Consider the following 17,199-nt stretch of genomic DNA (forward strand, 5'->3'; position numbering starts at 1 on the left):
CTCGCCGCATGCGCGGTGGCGGTGATTTGTAGGCAGTGCACAGACCCTAGCGGTCGCTCCGCGGGCCCATGATGTGGCAATACCCACACGTCGAACCATCTCTGTTGTGCAAACTCTCCTTGGCCGGAAGCGGTCGCATAGGCCAGGATCGGACCTCATGGACCTGCTGAACACGCTGGTGGACAAGGGGCTTCGGCGCGAGCTGCCGACCCGCGACGAGGCGCTGGCCGTACTGGCCACCTCCGACGACGACGTACTCGACGTGGTGGCCGCGGCCGGCAAGGTGCGCCGTCACTGGTTCGGGCGACGGGTGAAACTGAACTATCTCGTCAACCTGAAGTCGGGCCTGTGCCCGGAGGACTGCTCGTACTGCTCGCAGCGTCTGGGCTCCACGGCCGGCATCCTCAAGTACAGCTGGCTCAAGCCCGACGAGGCCTCCCGGGCCGCGGCGGCCGGACTGGCCGGTGGCGCCAAGCGGGTCTGCCTGGTGGCCAGCGGGCGCGGCCCGACGGACCGTGACGTGGACCGGGTCTCCGACACGATCAAGGCGATCAAGGACCAGAACGAGAACGTCGAGGTGTGCGCGTGCCTCGGCCTGCTCTCCGACGGCCAGGCCGAGCGGCTGCGCGCGGCGGGCGCGGACGCCTACAACCACAACCTGAACACGTCCGAGGGGACGTACGGGGAGATCACGACCACCCACACGTACGCCGACCGGGTGGACACCGTCCAGAAGGCGCACGCGGCCGGGCTGTCCGCCTGCTCGGGTCTGATCGCGGGCATGGGCGAGTCGGACGAGGACCTCGTCGACGTCGTGTACGCGCTGCGCGAGCTCGACCCCGACTCCGTTCCGGTGAATTTCCTGATCCCGTTCGAGGGAACCCCGCTCGCCAAGGAGTGGAACCTCACCCCGCAGCGCTGTCTGCGGATCCTCGCGATGGTCCGCTTCGTGTGCCCGGACGTCGAGGTCCGGATCGCGGGCGGCCGCGAGGTGCATCTGCGCACGCTCCAGCCGCTGGCCCTGCACCTCGCCAACTCGATCTTCCTCGGTGACTACCTCACCAGCGAGGGCCAGGCGGGCAAGGCCGACCTGGAGATGATCGCGGACGCCGGCTTCGAGGTGGAGAACGCGGGCGAGGTGACGCTGCCGGAGCACCGCGCGCCGTCGGGCGGCGGCTGCGGATCGCACGCGCAGGACGGGTGCGGATCGCACGACGGCGCAGGGTGCGGATCGCACGCGCAGGACGGGTGCGGATCGCACGACGGCGCAGGGTGCGGATCGCACGCGGAGGTCGGATGCGGGTCCCACGAGGGCGGCGGCGTCTGCGGCTCGGTGCCCGCGGCTCCGGCCGAGGTGCCCGCGGCTGTCGCCGAGGCGCCCGCCGACGCCCGTACGGACCTGGTCTCCGTTCGTCGTCGCGGTGCCGGAACGGACCTCGCGCCCAATGCCTGAGCTGTCCGTGCGGGAACTGCTCGACCTCGACCGGCGGCACGTCTGGCATCCGTACGGGCCCATGCCCGGGCGCCAGGAGCCGCTGGTCGTGGAGTCGGCGAGCGGGGTCCGGCTGCGGCTGGCCGGCGGCACGGGCGAGCTGATCGACGGCATGTCGTCCTGGTGGTCGGCCATCCACGGCTACAACCACCCGGTCCTGAACGACGCGGCACGCGGCCAGCTGGACCGCATGAGCCATGTGATGTTCGGCGGGCTCACCCACGAGCCCGCCGTCCGGCTGGCGAAGCTGCTGGTCGACATCTCGCCGGAGGGTCTGGAGCACGTCTTCCTCGCCGACTCCGGCTCGGTCGCGGTCGAGGTCGCCGTCAAGATGTGCCTCCAGCACTGGCGCTCGCTCGGCCGACCGGGCAAGCAGCGGTTGCTGACCTGGCGCGGCGGCTATCACGGGGACACCTGGCAGCCCATGTCGGTGTGCGACCCCGAGGGCGGGATGCACGAGCTGTGGCAGGGCGTGCTCCAGCGCCAGGTCTTCGCCGACGCGCCGCCGGCCGGGTACGAGGAGTCGTACGCGGACCGGCTGCGCGAGCTCGTCGGGCGGCACGCCGACGAGCTCGCCGCCGTCATCGTGGAGCCGGTGGTGCAGGGCGCGGGCGGGATGCGTTTCCACTCCCCCGCGTATCTGCGGGTGCTGCGCGAGGCCTGCGACGAGCACGACGTCCTGCTGGTGTTCGACGAGATCGCGACGGGTTTCGGCCGCACGGGTGAACTGTTCGCCGCGGACCACGCGGGGGTGACCCCGGACGTGATGTGTGTCGGCAAGGCGCTGACCGGCGGCTATCTGACGATGGCGGCCACGCTGTGCACCTCGCGGGTGGCCGACGGCATCTCGCGCGGTGAGGTCCCGGTGCTCGCGCACGGCCCGACCTTCATGGGCAATCCGCTCGCCGCCGCGGTGGCGTGCGCCTCGATCGACCTGCTGCTGGGCCAGGACTGGCGGACCGAGGTGAAGCGGATCGAGGCCGGGCTGCGGGAGGGCCTCGCGGAGGCCGCCTCGCTGCCGGGCGTCCGGGACGTCCGCGTACTCGGTGCGATCGGAGTCGTCCAGCTCGACCACGAGGTGGACATGAAGGCGGCGACGGCGGCCGCGGTGCGCGAGGGCGTGTGGCTGCGGCCGTTCCGCGACCTCGTCTACACGATGCCGCCGTACGTCACCGGCGACACGGATCTGGCACGGATCGCCCGCGCGGTGTGCGCGGCGGCGCGGGAGGGCTGAGATGACGGTACTGGTGATCACGGGTACGGGCACGGAGGTGGGCAAGACGGTCGTCACGGCCGCCGTCGCCGCCACGGCTCTCGCGGCCGGGCGGTCCGTGGCCGTCCTGAAGCCCGCGCAGACGGGTGTACGACCGGACGAGCGCGGCGACGCGGACGAGGTGGCCCGGCTCGCCGGTGCCGTCACGACCCTCGAACTGGGCCGTTATCCCGAGCCGTTGGCGCCCGCGACGGCCGCACGGCGGGCCGGACTGACGGCCGTGTCCCCGCAGTCGGCGGCGGAGGCCGCGGCGAAGCTCGCCACCGAGCACGATCTGGTGCTGGTCGAGGGCGCGGGCGGTCTGCTCGTCCGGCTGGACCACGAGGACGGGACGCTCGCGGACGTGGCCCGGCTGCTGGACGCGCCCGTGCTGGTCGTCGCTTCCGCTGGGCTGGGCACGCTCAACACGACGGAACTGACGGCCCGTGAACTGCGGCTGCGGGAGCTGGAGTTCGCGGGGGTCGTGATCGGGAGCTGGCCGGACTCCCCGGATCTGGCGATGCGGTGCAATCTCGCGGACCTCCCGGCCGTGTCCGGGGCGCCCCTGCTGGGCGCGGTCCCGGCGGGCGCGGGTGGCCTCTCGCCCGCGGACTTCCGTGCCGGAGCGCCGAGTTGGCTGGATCACCGGCTGGGCGGACGCTGGAACGCCGGGGTCTTCACGGCGGCGCACACAGCCTGAGGCGGCCGCCGCACGTCCCTGTCACCGGTGACAGGTGACCCGTCACCTGTCACCTGTCACCCGCACCGGCCATCGGCGCGTCACCGGTGGCGACACGCCACTCGCGGCCCCGCGGCCCGCGTCGCACGTCCGTCAGCAGTCACGGGTAACCCGGCGACCGCCGCGTTGTCGTGTGTCACGCGTCGCGCGTCCGTCCGGCGGGCACCGGTGACCCGGCAGCCGCCGTGGGTTCACCCGACCGGATTCCCGGTCGGGTGAACCCGCCTCGTACGCGACGCGCGGCGCGTGCGGTGGACGTCCCGGGGGGACAATCCCGGTGAACCCTGTCTCCCGGGAGGTCCGAAATGCCGTTCAAGCCGCTCCGGCCGGCCGGCCCCGGCAAGGTCTCCGCGCACGCCGTGCACCACCCGGTGTTCGCCCGCTACTACGCCCGCTTCAGCACCGGCGCCGAGACCCGGATGGGGATCGGCCGGCTGCGTGAACGGCTGCTCGCCGGACTGTCCGGTCGGGTGATCGAGATCGGCGCGGGCAACGGCCTGAACTTCGCCCACTATCCGGGCACCGTCTCGGAGGTCGTCGCCATCGAACCCGAGCGGCTGCTGCGGCAGTTGGCGGTGGAGGCGGCGATGCGCTGCGAGGTGCCCGTCGATGTGGCCCCGGGCGCCGCGGAGGCCCTGCCGGTCAAGAGCGAGGCGTACGACGCCGCCGTGCTCTCGCTGGTGCTGTGCAGCGTGCGGGACGTACCGAAGGCGCTCGCCGAGGTGCGGCGGGTGCTGCGGCCCGGCGGCACGGTGCGGTTCTTCGAGCACGGCCGGGGCGGCGGACGGGTCATGGGGTCCGTCCAGCGGGGCCTGGACGCCACGGTGTGGCCGCGGTTGTGCGGCGGCTGTCACGTGGCCCGCGACCCGATCGCCGCACTGCGTGAGGCGGGGTTCGAACTGGGCCCGTACCGGCGGCTGTTGATACCGGAGAAGGGACCACGCCTGCCCACGTCGTACTGCGTCCTGGGCACCGCGCGCCGGCCGCTCGACTGACGAGCGCGCCCCCGGCGCCCAGGACAGCGGGTGTCACAGACTCCAGCGGCGCAGTTCGTGGGCGATGTCGTGCACGGTCGCCTCGCCGCTCTTCACCAGGCGGGCCAGTTCCCGCACCTGTTCGGGCGAGGTGACGACCTTCAGGCCGCTGGCGACGAGATAGGCGTAGGCGACGGCCGAGGCGAACATCGCGTTGGAGCGTTCGAGCGCCGGGACGTGCAGCAGGAGCTGGAGCAGCGCGGCGGCGCGGGCGTGCGGGGTGTCGTAGACGGGAATGCCGAGGATCTCGGCCTCGTGCCGGCTGACCGCGGCGACGAGGGATCCCCAATCGGTGACCTGGGGGTCTCCGGGCGTCTTCTGTTCGGCGATCATAAGGAGCCAGGCAAGATCGACTCTGAGACTGCTCAAGGGATCAACGACGACCTTCGCTGGTGCCTTCGCGGTCCGCGCCGAACTCCTCGACGAAGACGGACTCGTACTGCTTCATGAAATCGGCGGCGGCTTCCACGAAGGTGTGGCCCACTTCCCCGGTGTCCTGCCGGACCAGTTCCTCGATATAGCGGTTCACGCTCATCCCCCGTTCCAGGGCGCGCTCCCGAGCGGCCCTCGCGGTGCCTTCGTCCACCCGGACGTTCAGCTGAGTCTTCGCCATCCTTCGAAGCTAGCGCGATATCGCTAGCACCGGCAAGGGGGCCTGGTCCAGGGTGGAGAGCCAAGGGTATGGGTCGGGGCGTGAAGCCGGGTGGAGAGCCGCGGTGGAGATTGCCCCTTACATCGATATCAGGGGCACACCCTGGGACGGAGACGGTGCGGCACCTAGGGGGGATACCGGGTGTGCCTCCGATCACACTACGCTCGGGCCGGACGAGGAGTCCGGACCATCCATCACAGAGGAGGCGGTCTTGTCCACAGCTGCTGCGGAGCAGATTCCGGGCCGCGCGGAGGGGGACGGGATCGCCGCCCGCGCCCGCGGCCTGACCAAGGCGTACGGTTCCGGCGAGACCGCCGTACTGGCCCTCGACTCGGTCGACGTGGACATCGCGCGCGGCCGGTTCACCGCCGTCATGGGCCCCTCGGGCTCCGGGAAGTCCACCCTCATGCACTGCCTGGCGGGCCTGGACACCGTCTCGGCCGGGCAGGTGTGGCTGGGCGACACGGAGATCACCGGGCTGAAGGACCGCGAACTGACCCGGCTGCGGCGGGACCGGATCGGCTTCATGTTCCAGTCCTTCAACCTGATCCCCACCCTGAACGCGGCCGAGAACATCACGCTGCCCATGGACATCGCGGGCCAGAAGCCCGACCAGAAGTGGCTCGACCAGGTCATCGACACCCTCGGGCTGCGCGACCGGCTGAAGCACCGGCCCGCCCAGCTCTCCGGAGGACAGCAGCAGCGTGTCGCCTGCGCGCGGGCGCTCGCCTCCCGGCCCGAGCTGATCTTCGCCGACGAGCCGACCGGCAACCTGGACTCGCGGGCTGGCCTCGAAGTCCTCGGATTCCTGCGCGAGGCCGTGGACGAACTGGGCCAGACCGTCGTCATGGTCACGCACGACCCCGGCGCCGCCGCCCACTCCGACCTGGTGCTCTTCCTCGCGGACGGGCGGATCGTGGACGAGATGGAACGGCCCTCGGCAGACGCCGTACTGGAGCGGATGAAGCGTTTCGACACGGTTCGGGTGACCTTCGACGGCGGGCGCGGCGGGCCCGGTGGAACGGCGTCCGAGGGCGACGCGGCTCTCGCGGCCGGCGTCCACGGCGCGGATGACACGGCTCCCGCCGCCGGCGACACGGCCCACGGCAGCCCCGGCGGCGGCTCCGGTGACGTAACCCCCGACAAGGACTGAGGCGGTCGTGCTCAAGGCGACACTGCGAAGCTTTCTCGCGCACAAAGGGCGACTGCTGCTCTCGGCCCTGGCCATCGTGCTGTCCGTGGCCTTCGTCGCGGGCAGTCTCATCTTCTCGGACACGGTGACCCGTACGTTCGACCGGCTCTTCGCCTCGACCGCGGCCGATGTGACCGTGGAGCCGAAGAACGACCTCAAGTCCCAGCTGCCGACCGGCGCCACCGAGACGGTTCCGGCCTCCCTCGCGGACCGGCTCGCCGGGGTCGACGGAGTCGCCGCCACCCATGTGGACGCGTCCGTGGAGAACGCCCCGGTCGTCGACAGCGCGAACAAGTCGGTCGGACCGACGACCGGCGCCCCCACCATCGTCACCAACTGGGAGATCACCGAACGCAGTCCGGTGAAACTGACCTCCGGGCACGAACCGCACGGCGGCGAAGAGGCACTGCTCGACGCGGACACCGCCGACAAGAAGCACCTCGGCATCGGCGACACCCTCACGGTGCAGGCGCAGCCCGGCTCCTTCGAGGTACGGATCGTCGGGATCGCCACCTTCACCACCACCAACCCCGGTGCGGCGCTGGTCTTTCTCGACACCCCGACCGCGCAGTCGAAGCTCCTCGGCCGCTCCGACGCCGCCACGAGCATCTCCGTCGACGCCGCGCCGGGTGTCGGCGACGCGGCGCTCAAGCAGCGCGTCTCCGCCGAACTCGGCAGCGGGCCCTACGACGTGAAGACGGCCGAAGAGCAGGCGAAGTCCTCCGCCGAGGCGCTCGGCGGATTCCTCGACGTGATCAAGTACGTGATGCTCGGCTTCGCCGGGATCGCGGTGCTCGTCGGCATATTCCTCATCGTCAACACCTTCTCCATGCTGATCGCCCAGCGCACCCGGGAACTCGGGCTGCTGCGGGCCCTGGGCGCCGACCGGCGCCAGGTCCGCCGGTCGGTGCTCACCGAGGCGCTGCTCCTCGGCCTGGTCGGTTCGACGCTCGGCCTCGCGGCCGGGATCGGGCTGGCGGTCGGGCTGATCAAGCTGATGTCCGCCTTCGGCATGAACCTCAAGTCCACGGAGATGGTGATCGGCTGGCCGACCCCCGTGGCGGCGTACGTCGTCGGGGTCGGCGTCACGTACGTCGCGGCCTATCTGCCGGCCAGACGTGCGGCGGGCGTCTCCCCCATGGCTGCCCTCTCGGACGCCGAAATCGCGGGCGTGGGAAGGCCGTTGCGGGTACGGGCCGTGGTGGGCGGGGTCGTCGGCGCGGCCGGGGCGGCGGCCCTCGCGGGATGCGCGGCCTCGTCCACGACGTCGACCGCGGCCTCACTGCTGGGACTCGGTGTCGTCCTGACACTGATCGCCACGGTGATCGCCGGACCACTGCTCGTCCGCCCGGTGATCCGCGTCCTCGGCGGCGCGTTCCCGGCGATCTTCGGCCCGGTGGGCCGGATGAGCCAGCGCAACGCGCTGCGCAATCCACGGCGCACCGGTGCCACCGCCGCCGCCCTGATGGTCGGGCTCGCCCTGGTCGGCGGGATGTCCGTGGCCAGCGCGTCCATGAGCAAGTCCTTCGACCAGCAGATCGACAAAACCCTCGGCGCCGACTTCGTGCTCCAGAACGCCAATTTCGTGCCGTTCTCGCACGAGGTCACGGACAAGGTGCGCGCCACCGACGGGGTCGGACTGGTCGTCAGGCAGCGGTTCACCCCGGTCGCGGTCGAACTGCCCGACGGCAAGCGGGTGGAGACGACCGCCGCGGCCTACGATCCGCGGCTCGACGACGTCGCCCACATCACGTACGCGGGAGGTGACACGGCGGCGGCGCTCGGTGAGGGCCGCATCGCCATGGACGTGCAGTTCGCGAAGGACCACGACGTGCGGGTCGGCAGCACGATTCCCGTCGAGTTCCCCGCAGGGCGCAAGACCGAACTGACGGTGGGCGCGCTCACCGACCAGGCCGGCAGCGGAGGGTTCGGCATGCAGGGCGGACTCTTCTTCGGTTTCGGCACGATCGAGAAGTACGTGCCCGGCGGACAGGACTCGTCGCTGTACGTGAACGCGGCCCCGGGCACCGCCCCGGACCGGCTGCGCCCCCGTCTGGAGAAGACCCTGGAGCCGTATCCGCAGGTCCAGGTCCGAGACCAGGCCGACTACAAGAAGCTCGTCCACGACCAGATCGCCGTCCTGCTGTACCTCGTGTACGCGCTGCTCGGGCTCGCGATCGTCATCGCCGTGCTCGGGGTGGTCAACACCCTCGCCCTGTCCGTCGTGGAGCGCACCCGTGAGATCGGACTGCTGCGCGCCATCGGTCTCGGCCGGCGCCAACTGCGCCGGATGATCCGTCTGGAGTCCGTGGTGATCGCCGTGTTCGGCGCGATCCTCGGGCTGGCGCTGGGGATCGTCTGGGGCGTCTGCGTGCAGCAGGTGCTCGCGCTCCAGGGCATGGAGGCGCTCGCCATCCCCTGGACGACGATCGTCGCGGTCGTGGTCGGCTCGGCCGTCGTCGGAATCGTCGCGGCGCTGCTTCCGGCCCTGCGCGCGTCGCGCATGAATGTGCTCGCGGCCATCGCCCACGAGTGACCACGGGCTCGCCCCGGTCCACCAGGGCCGGGGCGTGACCACCGGCTCCCACCGCTTCCCGGTCCACCGGGGCCCGGGACCGGCCACCGCTCGCCCCGGTCCGCCCGGCCGGGGCAGGTCCCGCTGAGAAAGGGATGGTTCATGTCACGCCCGTTCCGTTTCGGTGTCAGCCTCATCGCCCCGGCGACCGCCGCCGAGTGGGCCGCCAAGTGCCGCCGAGCCGAGGAACTCGGCTACGACGTGATCACCGTGGCGGACCATCTGGGCATGCCCGCCCCCTTCCCCTCGCTGGTCGCCGCCGCAGCAGCGACCCAACGGCCGCGGCTCGGCACGTTCGTGCTCAACGCGGCCTTCTGGAACCCCGCGCTGCTGGCGCGGGAGGTGGCCACCACGGACGCGCTGACGGACGGCCGTCTCGAACTCGGCCTCGGCACCGGATACGTACCGGCCGAACACGAGACGGCGGGTCTGCCCTTCGGCACCCCGCGCGAGCGGGTCGACCATCTCCTGCGCACGGTCGATGAGTTGGAGCGCCTGCTCGGCCCGGACGGACTCTCCTCCGGCACCCCGTGGCCGGGCGGGAAGGCGCCTGAGCGGCCGAGCGGCGGGCCGCCGCGGGTGCCCCTGCTGATCGGCGCCAACGGCGACCGGATGCTCGGCATCGCCGCGGAACACGCGGACATCGCGTCGTTCACGGGAGCGCGCACCGGGCGGAACGGCACGCTGGAACCGCTCACGGCCATCGAGCTCGACCAGCGTGTCGCGCTCTACCGGAAGGCGTCCGCCGCCCGCGGGGAACCCGCCGAGCTCAACCTGCTGATCCAGATCGTCACCGTCACCGACGACCGCGACGCCGCTGTGCGGCCGTGGCTGCCCCGGCTCCCGCAGCTGACCGAGCGGGAGGTGCTGGAGCTGCCCATCGTCCTGATCGGCACGGTGGAACAGCTCGTCGGCCGGGTCCGGGACCTGCGGGAGCGCTATGGATTCTCGTATCTGACGGTGCTGGAGCCGAACCTGGAGGCCTTCGCTCCCGTGGTCCGCGAACTGAGCGGCCGGTGATCGTCCGCATGACGGAAATGCCGTTCCGGCGCCCGGCGGGCGTGATGGGATCGGATCATGACCGACTTGCGGATACGGGCCGCTCGGCCCGAGGACCTCGACGCCGTGCTCGCCTTCTGGAAGGCTGCCGCCGAGGGCACCAGCATCAGTGACGACCTCAGCGGCACGGAACGGCTCGTCACCCGGGATCCCGGGGCACTCCTGCTCGCGGAGCACGCCGGGGAGCTCGTGGGCACGGTGATCGCCGGCTTCGACGGCTGGCGCTGCCATCTGTACCGGCTGGCGGTCCATCCGGACCGGCGGCGCCTCGGCATCGGCTCCGCGCTGCTCGCCGCGGCGGAGGAGCGCTTCGTGACGCTCGGGGGGCGGCGCGGGGACGCCATGGTCCTGGAACGGAACGAGACCGCCCACCATGCCTGGCGGGCCGCCGGGTATACGCCGGAGGAACAGTGGCGGCGCTGGGTGAAGCCGCTCACCGAGCAGCCATGACTCCTGGTCGGCGGCGGTGGGCGGCTGTCCGCGGGGGCGGTGGCCGCTCCCCCGGGCCCGGCGGGGGCGGCCGGCACCGGCCGCGGGGCCACCACCCGGAAAGGTCACTTTGCCGATCCTTTACCCTTGTTGGACCATCGTTCCTCCGACGAAAGGCGTGAGCGTCCATCCATGGGCGAGCCTCCCAGTTCCCGCGGCCGTGATGCGCACGGCGGCCCGGGACATCGCGCGATCCCCCAGTCCCTGGCCGATCATGGGACGGAGGTGACCCGATGACCGAAGTGTTCCTCCTGCTGGTCGCAGTTCTGCTGTCGCTGGCCTGCGGCGGCTTCGTGGCGGCCGAGTTCTCCCTGACCACCGTCGAGCGCAGCGAGCTGGAACGTGCCGTGGAGCGCGGCGAGCGGGGCGCCTCCGGGGCCCTCAAGGCCGTACGGAACCTCACCTTCCAGCTCTCCGGCGCCCAGCTCGGCATCACCGTGACGAACCTGGTCGTCGGCATGCTCTCCGAGGCGTCGATCGCCAAGCTCATCGCGGGCCCTCTGGAATCACTGGGCGTCCCGCCCTCCGCGTCGAACTCGGTGGCGCTGGTCATCGGTACGGCGCTCTCGACCGTCTTCCTGATGGTCGTCGGCGAGCTGGTGCCCAAGAACTGGGCGATCTCCTCACCGCTGGCCGTGGCCAAGCGGGTGGCGACGCCGCAGCGCTGGTTCAGCGCGGCGTTCCGCCCGTTCATCGCCCATCTCAACAACACCGCGAACCACGTCGTACGCCGCTTCGGCCTCGAACCGGCCGAGGAGCTGGCCTCCGCCCGCGGGCCCCAGGAGCTGGTGGCGCTCGCCCGGCACTCCGCCAAGGAGGGCGCCCTGGAGGCGGACACCGCCGAGCTGTTCGTGCGCACCCTGAACCTCGCCGACCTGACCGCGGAGAACGTGATGACACCGCGCGTCCAGGTCATCGCCCTGGACGTCCAGGCGACCTGCGAGGACGTGGCGAACGCGACCCGGGCGACCGGCCTGTCCCGGTTCCCGGTCTACCACGGGAGCCTCGACGAGGTCGTCGGCGTCGCGCACATCAGGGACGTGCTGACCGTGCACGCCTCCAGCCGGACCCAGACGCCGGTCTCGCAGATCATGCGCGAGCCGCTGCTCGTACCGGAGTCGCTGACCGTCGACAGGCTCCTGGACCGGCTGGCCGGCAAGCGCACGATGGCCGTGGTCATCGATGAATACGGCGGTACGGCTGGCGTCGCCACCCTGGAGGACATCGTGGAGGAGGTCGTCGGCGAGGTACGCGACGAGCACGACCCGCACGAGACGCCCGACCTCGCCCCGGTCGGCACGGACGCCGAGGGCCGGACGCTGTACTCGGCCGACGGATTCGCCCGTACCGACCAGCTCGCCCGGGTCGGACTGCGGGTGCCCGACGGACCGTACGAGACCCTGGCCGGTTTCATCGCGACCGAGCTCGGCCGGATCCCCGCCGAGGGGGACAGCGTCGCGGCCGACGACTGGCGGCTCGATGTCGTGGACGCCTCGGGACGGCGGGCCGCTCGGGTGCTGCTGCACGCCCCCAACGCCGAGGAGAGCACGCGATGACCGCCGTACAACTGCTGGTCGGACTCGCGACACTCGTCGTGAACGCCTTCTTCGTCGGCGCCGAGTTCGGCCTGATCTCGGTGCGCCGCAGCCAGATCGAACCGCACGCCGAACGGGGCGACCGGCGGGCACGGAGCGTTCTCTGGGGCCTCGAACACGTCTCGGCCCTGCTCGCGACCGCGCAGCTCGGTATCACGCTGTGCACCCTGGTGCTCGGCATCGTGGCCGAACCCGCCATCGCGCACCTGCTGGAGCCGGTGTTCCACGCGGTGGGCGTCCCCTCCGGCGCGGGCCACGCGGTCTCCTTCGTCATCGCGCTCACCCTGGCGACGTATCTGCACATGCTGCTCGGCGAGATGGTGCCGAAGAACGTGGCACTGGCGGAGCCCGTACGCACGGCCCTGGTGCTCGGACCGCCGCTGGTCACGCTCTCCCGCGCGCTGCGCCCGGTGATCTTCGCGGTCAACGCCTTCTCCAACGGGCTGCTGAAACTGCTGCGGGTGGAGACGAAGGACGAGGTCGCGGCGACCTTCTCCGACGACGAACTCGCCCGCCTGGTCAAGGACTCCAGTGCTGCGGGGCTCATCGACCACCGTGCCCAGGAGCGGCTGCGTGACGCCCTGGAGCTGGGCCGCCGCCCGGTGCACGACGTCGTGCTCCCGGTGGAAAGCGTCGTCTACGCGCGCGTGGGCGTCACTCCGGAGGAGCTGGAGCGGTTGTCCGCCGAGTCGGGGTTCTCCCGCTTCCCCGTCGTCGACGAGGGGCGCCGGATCGTCGGCTACCTGCACGTCAAGGACGCGCTCGACGCGGTCCCTCGCGAGGTGCCGTTCCGTGTGGAGGACATGCGGCACATCGCCCGTGTCCGCGAGAGCACCCCTCTGGACGACGTCCTGACCGCGATGCGCCGCAGTCGTACGCATCTCGCGGCGGTCATGGGCAGCGACGGACGGCTCACGGGACTGGTGACGATGGAGGACGTCCTGAGAGAACTGTTCGGACAGCCCGCGTAGGAGACGCTCGGGCTCCGGTGCGGGAGAGCGCGCTCGTGCTCCGGTGCGGGACAGCGGCAGGAACCCGGGGCCCGCCCGGCGCCGGGGTCACCCTCTCCGCTCCGGTGGGACGGTCCGACCGACCGATGGGTATGTGTTCGGGTTACCATCTTTCTCGCCATGCAGATGAATGCCTCATACACCAGCCTCGTCGCGGTCGGCGACTCCTTCACCGAGGGCATGTCGGACCAGTTGCCCGACGGTTCGTACCGAGGATGGGCCGACCTCCTCGCGGGCCGGATGGCGGCCCGGACGCCCGGTTTCCGCTACGCCAACCTCGCGGTGCGCGGCAAACTGATCGGGCAGATCGTCGACGAGCAGGTCGACGTGGCCGCCACCATGCGGCCGGATGTGATCACGCTGGTGGGCGGTCTCAACGACACCCTCCGGCCCAAGGTCGACATGGGACGCGTCCGCGGCCTTCTGGAGGAGGCCGTGGAGCGGCTCGCCCCGGCCTGCGAGCAGCTCGTCCTGATGCGCAGCCCCGGCCGCAACGGTCCGGTCCTCGAACGCTTCCGGCCCCGCATGGAGGAGCTCTTCACCGTCGTCGACGCCCTCGCCGAGCGGCACGGCGCTCTGGTGGTCGACCTCTACGGGGCGCCCTCGCTCGCCGACCCCCGCTCCTGGGACGTCGACCGGCTGCACCTGACCGCCGATGGACACCGCCGGGTCGCGGAAGCCGTGTGGCAGACACTCGGCTACGAAGCCGAGGACCCGGAGTGGCACGTCCCGTCGGCACCCACTGCGCCTCCTGGCTGGGTCTCCCGCCGCACCGCCGACGCCCGCTTCGCACGGCAGCATCTGCTGCCGTGGATCGGGCGACGGCTGACGGGGCGCTCGTCCGGGGACGGACTGCCGGCGAAGCGGCCGGAGCTGCTGCCCTACGAGGATCACGTCACGGGCGGCCACGGCGGCTGAGTCCGCGATCCACCACCGAGGTGCCTCCGGACGCCGCGGACCCTGTTCGCGTGCCGACGTACCCGAGCACGGTGGCCGCAGGGGCTGGGCGAAGCGCCTGACGGGCGGCTTCCGCCGTGCCGCTCTCTCGAGTGACACGGCGGCCCATGCTCCGCATAGAGGAGGACGCTACCGGTTCCCCCCGCGACCGCCACAGGGCGCACGGGGGGCGCTCGACAGCGCGGGAGCGCCGCTGGATGCGCCCGGAACTACGGCTGGGCCCGGCGCGTACGCCGGGCCCCGCCGACGGCCCCTCCAGCTTTGCGGAGCATGGAGAGGAGCCGTCTCGCCACCCCTGAGAGGATGGCAAGTAACAGGCCAGCGGGGAGTTCCCGCTGGAATCAGCATCCAAGCACTGAAGCGTGGGCCTGAGAAGTACGCCCCTGAGCACTGCCCGAGGAACTTGTCGGCACCTGTCCATGGGCGTGGCCGGGGCAAAGGCAAGTGCGTACCTTTTGGCACCGACACACCACCGGTGGACCGATCAGGGCCGATGTGCCCCATCGGCACCCTTGGGACGGACTTCCGGCAGGGTGGGAAACCAGCCATACCGAGCAACCTCGCCTACAACAGGCCAGTGTCGCTCTGCGCCAGGTGCAGTACACGGACTGTGAGCAAGTGTGGACGCGTCGCCCCGGTTCACCTCATGCAGAGGCGCGGTGCGCCACGAGTGAGAAACAGTCAGCCGAAGCGGCGCCCCCGGCTGCGATCAAGCGCTGTCCCCGGTGATTCCGCCGGAGGGCAGGGGGGTCGCCGTCAGCGGGCCGTGCGCCATGACGATCGAGGCGAGCGGATAGGGGGGACCGTCCGTGCCGCGCAGGACCAGCAGGGGCATCCCCCGCTCGTCCTGGCGCCGGCCGAGCGACAGCCAGATGCGGTCGGCGCGGTCGACCTGCCCCACCCCGAGGTCGTAGATCCGCCCCCAGAGGAAGAAGGGATCGGCGGCCGTGTCGCTCGCCTCCTGGAGGAGTTCGGGGACACCGTGCGCGGTGAGGTGGACGGCGACGCCGTCGAGGGTTCCCGCGGCCACCTGAGCGTGCCCGGCCGTCCTGGTCCGGACGTTGCGGGGAGCCCCGATCGCGTCGAGCCAGTACTCCCAGTCGTCCAGACAGGTGGCCTTGATGGCCACCGTCACCCGCTCGCCGTCCGCCTTGATCTGCATGGCTTCCAGGCGTGCGAGGTGGTCGGACTGAAGGCTCGCGGCGACGGAGACCGCGCGGGCGGAGGCGCTGCCCCATCCGACGGGCCGTGACCGCGCGGCGGCCGGCCTCACCCGGGGAACCTGGCCGTCGACGCGTTGCGGCACCGGCGCCGCCCCGTGCTCCGCCATGGCCCTTCCGGCACCGCGGTCGGCGAGATGCAGGACGATCGCACCCCGCGCGGGCGGCACGAGCGGCGAGGCGATGGAAGCCCGGTCGTGCCGCGCCCCGGGGTCCGCGCCACCGGGAACCGGCTCCCTGTGGTCCGGAACGGGCGCGGGAGCGCGATCGTGCCGGGGCTCGGAGTCCTCGTCCCCGGGAACGGGTTCCTCGATGTCCGGGCCGGGCGCGTGGGCATGGTCGTGCCGCGCGTCCGACCCGGGCGCGTGCGCGTGGTCGTGCCGCGGCTCGACGTCGTCGCCGGGGATCAGTCCCTTGCGGTTCAGCGCGGTGGCGATCCGCATCGCGACCTCGCTCGGGTAGCCGCAGTCCTCGACGATCGTGTCGACAGCCGCGTGATAGGCCTCCGGACAGTTCTGCCCGGCCTCGACCTGTGTCCGCAGCCGTTCGAGGACACCTGCCCCGCCCGCTTCCACCAGACGCCCCTGCGCCTCCAGGTCGGCGACGAACTCCCGGGCGAACGCGCTGAGTTGCTCGGCGAGATTGACTTCGACAGCCGAAGGGATCCGGGGCGCGGTGGTCATGCCGCCACCCCCAGATACTCACTGCGCAGCTTGGCCAGAGCCCGGAACTGCAGGGTCTTCACCGCGCCTTCGGACCGTGACATCTGACGCGCGGTCTCCAACACCGAGAACTCCATGAGGAACCGGCGCGTGAGGACCTCGCGTTGCGGCGGCCGCAGTTGCTCCAGGGCCCGGCGCAGCAACTCCTCGTCCAGACTGATCAAAACGGTGTCCTCGGTGCTGACCGTGAGATCCTCGTCGAAGCCGAGCATGTCCTCGACGACGAACTCACGGCGCTGAGCACTCTTGCAATGGTCGATGACCTTGTTCCGGGCGATGGTGATCAGCCACCCGACGAAGCCGATACCGCGGTAGGTGAAAGTCTCGCGTTTCATCCATGCGTTGAGAAAGGTCTCGCCGGTGATGTCCTCGGCGACCTGCCGATTGCGTACACGGCGCTGTACGTAAGCCAGTACCGCGGGGTGATGCAGAGCGTAGAGCTCCCCGAACGCGTCCCGGTCACCCGCGAGCGCTCGGGCGATAAGGGCCGGTTCTCTGGTGTCGAACCGCGGTGTGGCGGCGTTAGCCTCGGCGATCAAGGCCTACTCCGTTCATGAGTGGATGAACTGTGGCGGGCATGTGCTGCGACGGTCCGCGCCGGCCATGGCCGGGCTCGGGCGCCGGATGACCGGGTCGTCGTGTCCGAAGGTTTCGAGGCGTCCCCCGCAGATGCCTCGCAGCTCCGGAGCCTGGTCGAGCCGATGCCGAGGCGGTGCAATCAGGGTCCCCCCAAAGGGACTTGCATACGTGCGACTAACTCACAGTCATGCAACATATGCAACTTGCGTACACGTGCGCAAGTTGCTTCGCCGGTATCACGGCGAGACTTTTTGGTGGGAACTGGAGTGCGAGGCGTCCCCCTTGGCCTGGCATGACACATAAACGCCTACTGACCTGCGAAGATGCACGCATGCAAGTCGCGTGCAACTTGCATACACGCGCGCTACTCTCCGGAACATGCGGAGCATGGAAGAGTCCCCCCACGAGTCCCGCGGTGAGCGACAAGCTCTCGCAAGGAGGGTGGGCGAGTACCTCACAAATGCCGCGACAGCGGCCGGGTACGACGTACGCCCACGAGCCGGTGGCCGGGCTCAGCTGGCCATCGCGATAGGAGTGAGCCTGACGACGATCAGCAGAACACTGGAAGGACGGACCCTCCCCCTTCCCTCGCAACTGACCACATGGGCGTCAGTACTTGGCCTCGACCAGCG

At 71.1% G+C, this 17,199-nt stretch carries 15 protein-coding genes; 11 read left to right on the forward strand and 4 right to left on the reverse strand.

The genetic code is table 11. The features are described 5' to 3' along the window. Positions 1 to 157 precede the first annotated feature (157 nt). The 4 genes from bioB (at position 158) to OG485_RS08900 (ending at position 4,478) form a co-directional block, all read left to right on the forward strand. Positions 158 to 1,453 (forward strand): biotin synthase BioB, encoded by a 1,296-nt coding sequence (gene bioB, locus OG485_RS08885; protein WP_328665607.1) that lies wholly within the window; start codon positions 158 to 160, stop codon positions 1,451 to 1,453. After that, a complete protein-coding gene (locus OG485_RS08890) occupies positions 1,446 to 2,726 on the forward strand; it encodes an adenosylmethionine--8-amino-7-oxononanoate transaminase (RefSeq protein ID WP_328665609.1) in 1,281 nt (426 codons plus the stop codon). The genes bioB and OG485_RS08890 overlap by 8 nt, the downstream gene beginning before the upstream one ends. Before the next feature lies 1 nt (position 2,727). Then, complete coding sequence (bioD, locus tag OG485_RS08895; protein WP_328454943.1) at positions 2,728 to 3,444, forward strand: dethiobiotin synthase; 717 nt, start codon at positions 2,728 to 2,730, stop codon at positions 3,442 to 3,444. Positions 3,445 to 3,788: 344 nt separating this feature from the next. Further along, the gene (locus tag OG485_RS08900) at positions 3,789 to 4,478 is read left to right on the forward strand and encodes a class I SAM-dependent methyltransferase (RefSeq protein ID WP_328665611.1); all 690 of its coding nucleotides are present in this window, start codon (positions 3,789 to 3,791) and stop codon (positions 4,476 to 4,478) included. 33 nt (positions 4,479 to 4,511) lie between these two features. Here OG485_RS08900 and OG485_RS08905 read toward each other — a convergent pair whose 3' ends face one another. Next, on the reverse strand, positions 4,512 to 4,886 hold the full coding sequence (locus OG485_RS08905; protein ID WP_328665612.1) for a fic family toxin-antitoxin system, toxin component: 375 nt from the start codon (positions 4,884 to 4,886) through the stop codon (positions 4,512 to 4,514). A gap of 4 nt (positions 4,887 to 4,890) precedes the next feature. Continuing rightward, positions 4,891 to 5,130, reverse strand: a complete 240-nt coding sequence (locus OG485_RS08910) for a toxin-antitoxin system HicB family antitoxin (RefSeq protein WP_326789120.1) — start codon at positions 5,128 to 5,130, stop codon at positions 4,891 to 4,893. A gap of 250 nt (positions 5,131 to 5,380) precedes the next feature. Here OG485_RS08910 and OG485_RS08915 point away from each other — a divergent pair, with 250 nt between their 5' ends. From OG485_RS08915 to OG485_RS08945, 7 genes are all read left to right on the forward strand, one after another. After that, on the forward strand, positions 5,381 to 6,322 hold the full coding sequence (locus OG485_RS08915; RefSeq protein WP_328665614.1) for an ABC transporter ATP-binding protein: 942 nt from the start codon (positions 5,381 to 5,383) through the stop codon (positions 6,320 to 6,322). Positions 6,323 to 6,329: 7 nt separating this feature from the next. After that, the gene (locus OG485_RS08920; RefSeq protein WP_328665616.1) at positions 6,330 to 8,897 is read left to right on the forward strand and encodes an ABC transporter permease; all 2,568 of its coding nucleotides are present in this window, start codon (positions 6,330 to 6,332) and stop codon (positions 8,895 to 8,897) included. A 141-nt stretch (positions 8,898 to 9,038) separates the two neighbouring features. Further along, a complete protein-coding gene (locus OG485_RS08925; protein WP_328665618.1) occupies positions 9,039 to 9,956 on the forward strand; it encodes an LLM class F420-dependent oxidoreductase in 918 nt (305 codons plus the stop codon). Positions 9,957 to 10,013: 57 nt separating this feature from the next. Continuing rightward, entirely contained in the window at positions 10,014 to 10,445 is a 432-nt protein-coding gene (locus tag OG485_RS08930; RefSeq protein WP_328665619.1) for a GNAT family N-acetyltransferase, read from the forward strand. 272 nt (positions 10,446 to 10,717) lie between these two features. Beyond that, on the forward strand, positions 10,718 to 12,040 hold the full coding sequence (locus tag OG485_RS08935) for a hemolysin family protein (protein WP_328665621.1): 1,323 nt from the start codon (positions 10,718 to 10,720) through the stop codon (positions 12,038 to 12,040). Beyond that, positions 12,037 to 13,050, forward strand: a complete 1,014-nt coding sequence (locus tag OG485_RS08940) for a hemolysin family protein (protein ID WP_328665623.1) — start codon at positions 12,037 to 12,039, stop codon at positions 13,048 to 13,050. Before OG485_RS08935 ends, OG485_RS08940 begins: the two co-directional genes overlap by 4 nt. Positions 13,051 to 13,209: 159 nt before the next feature. Then, positions 13,210 to 14,007, forward strand: coding sequence for an SGNH/GDSL hydrolase family protein (locus OG485_RS08945; protein WP_328665625.1), 798 nt, complete (start codon positions 13,210 to 13,212; stop codon positions 14,005 to 14,007). Positions 14,008 to 14,755: 748 nt separating this feature from the next. Here the strand turns inward: OG485_RS08945 and OG485_RS08950 are convergent. Both OG485_RS08950 and OG485_RS08955 read right to left on the reverse strand, forming a co-directional pair. Continuing rightward, positions 14,756 to 15,949 (reverse strand): BN159_2729 family protein, encoded by a 1,194-nt coding sequence (locus tag OG485_RS08950; RefSeq protein WP_328665627.1) that lies wholly within the window; start codon positions 15,947 to 15,949, stop codon positions 14,756 to 14,758. Next, complete coding sequence (locus tag OG485_RS08955) at positions 15,946 to 16,527, reverse strand: RNA polymerase sigma factor (protein ID WP_326789111.1); 582 nt, start codon at positions 16,525 to 16,527, stop codon at positions 15,946 to 15,948. The genes OG485_RS08950 and OG485_RS08955 overlap by 4 nt, the downstream gene beginning before the upstream one ends. Positions 16,528 to 17,199 lie beyond the last annotated feature (672 nt).

Origin of the sequence: Streptomyces sp. NBC_00328 (genome assembly GCF_036139655.1) — a bacterium.
Classification (GTDB): domain Bacteria; phylum Actinomycetota; class Actinomycetes; order Streptomycetales; family Streptomycetaceae; genus Streptomyces.

Excerpts from the sequence above, each read along its gene's own strand:
- bioB (WP_328665607.1), top strand. The coding sequence starts at position 158 with ATGGACCTGCTGAACACGCTGGTGGACAAGGGGCTTCGGCGCGAGCTG.
- OG485_RS08890 (WP_328665609.1), top strand. The coding sequence starts at position 1,446 with ATGCCTGAGCTGTCCGTGCGGGAACTGCTCGACCTCGACCGGCGGCAC.
- bioD (WP_328454943.1), top strand. The coding sequence starts at position 2,728 with ATGACGGTACTGGTGATCACGGGTACGGGCACGGAGGTGGGCAAGACG.
- OG485_RS08900 (WP_328665611.1), top strand. The coding sequence starts at position 3,789 with ATGCCGTTCAAGCCGCTCCGGCCGGCCGGCCCCGGCAAGGTCTCCGCG.
- OG485_RS08910 (WP_326789120.1), bottom strand. The coding sequence starts at position 5,130 with ATGGCGAAGACTCAGCTGAACGTCCGGGTGGACGAAGGCACCGCGAGG.
- OG485_RS08925 (WP_328665618.1), top strand. The coding sequence starts at position 9,039 with ATGTCACGCCCGTTCCGTTTCGGTGTCAGCCTCATCGCCCCGGCGACC.
- OG485_RS08930 (WP_328665619.1), top strand. The coding sequence starts at position 10,014 with ATGACCGACTTGCGGATACGGGCCGCTCGGCCCGAGGACCTCGACGCC.
- OG485_RS08935 (WP_328665621.1), top strand. The coding sequence starts at position 10,718 with ATGACCGAAGTGTTCCTCCTGCTGGTCGCAGTTCTGCTGTCGCTGGCC.
- OG485_RS08940 (WP_328665623.1), top strand. The coding sequence starts at position 12,037 with ATGACCGCCGTACAACTGCTGGTCGGACTCGCGACACTCGTCGTGAAC.
- OG485_RS08945 (WP_328665625.1), top strand. The coding sequence starts at position 13,210 with ATGCAGATGAATGCCTCATACACCAGCCTCGTCGCGGTCGGCGACTCC.
- OG485_RS08950 (WP_328665627.1), bottom strand. The coding sequence starts at position 15,949 with ATGACCACCGCGCCCCGGATCCCTTCGGCTGTCGAAGTCAATCTCGCC.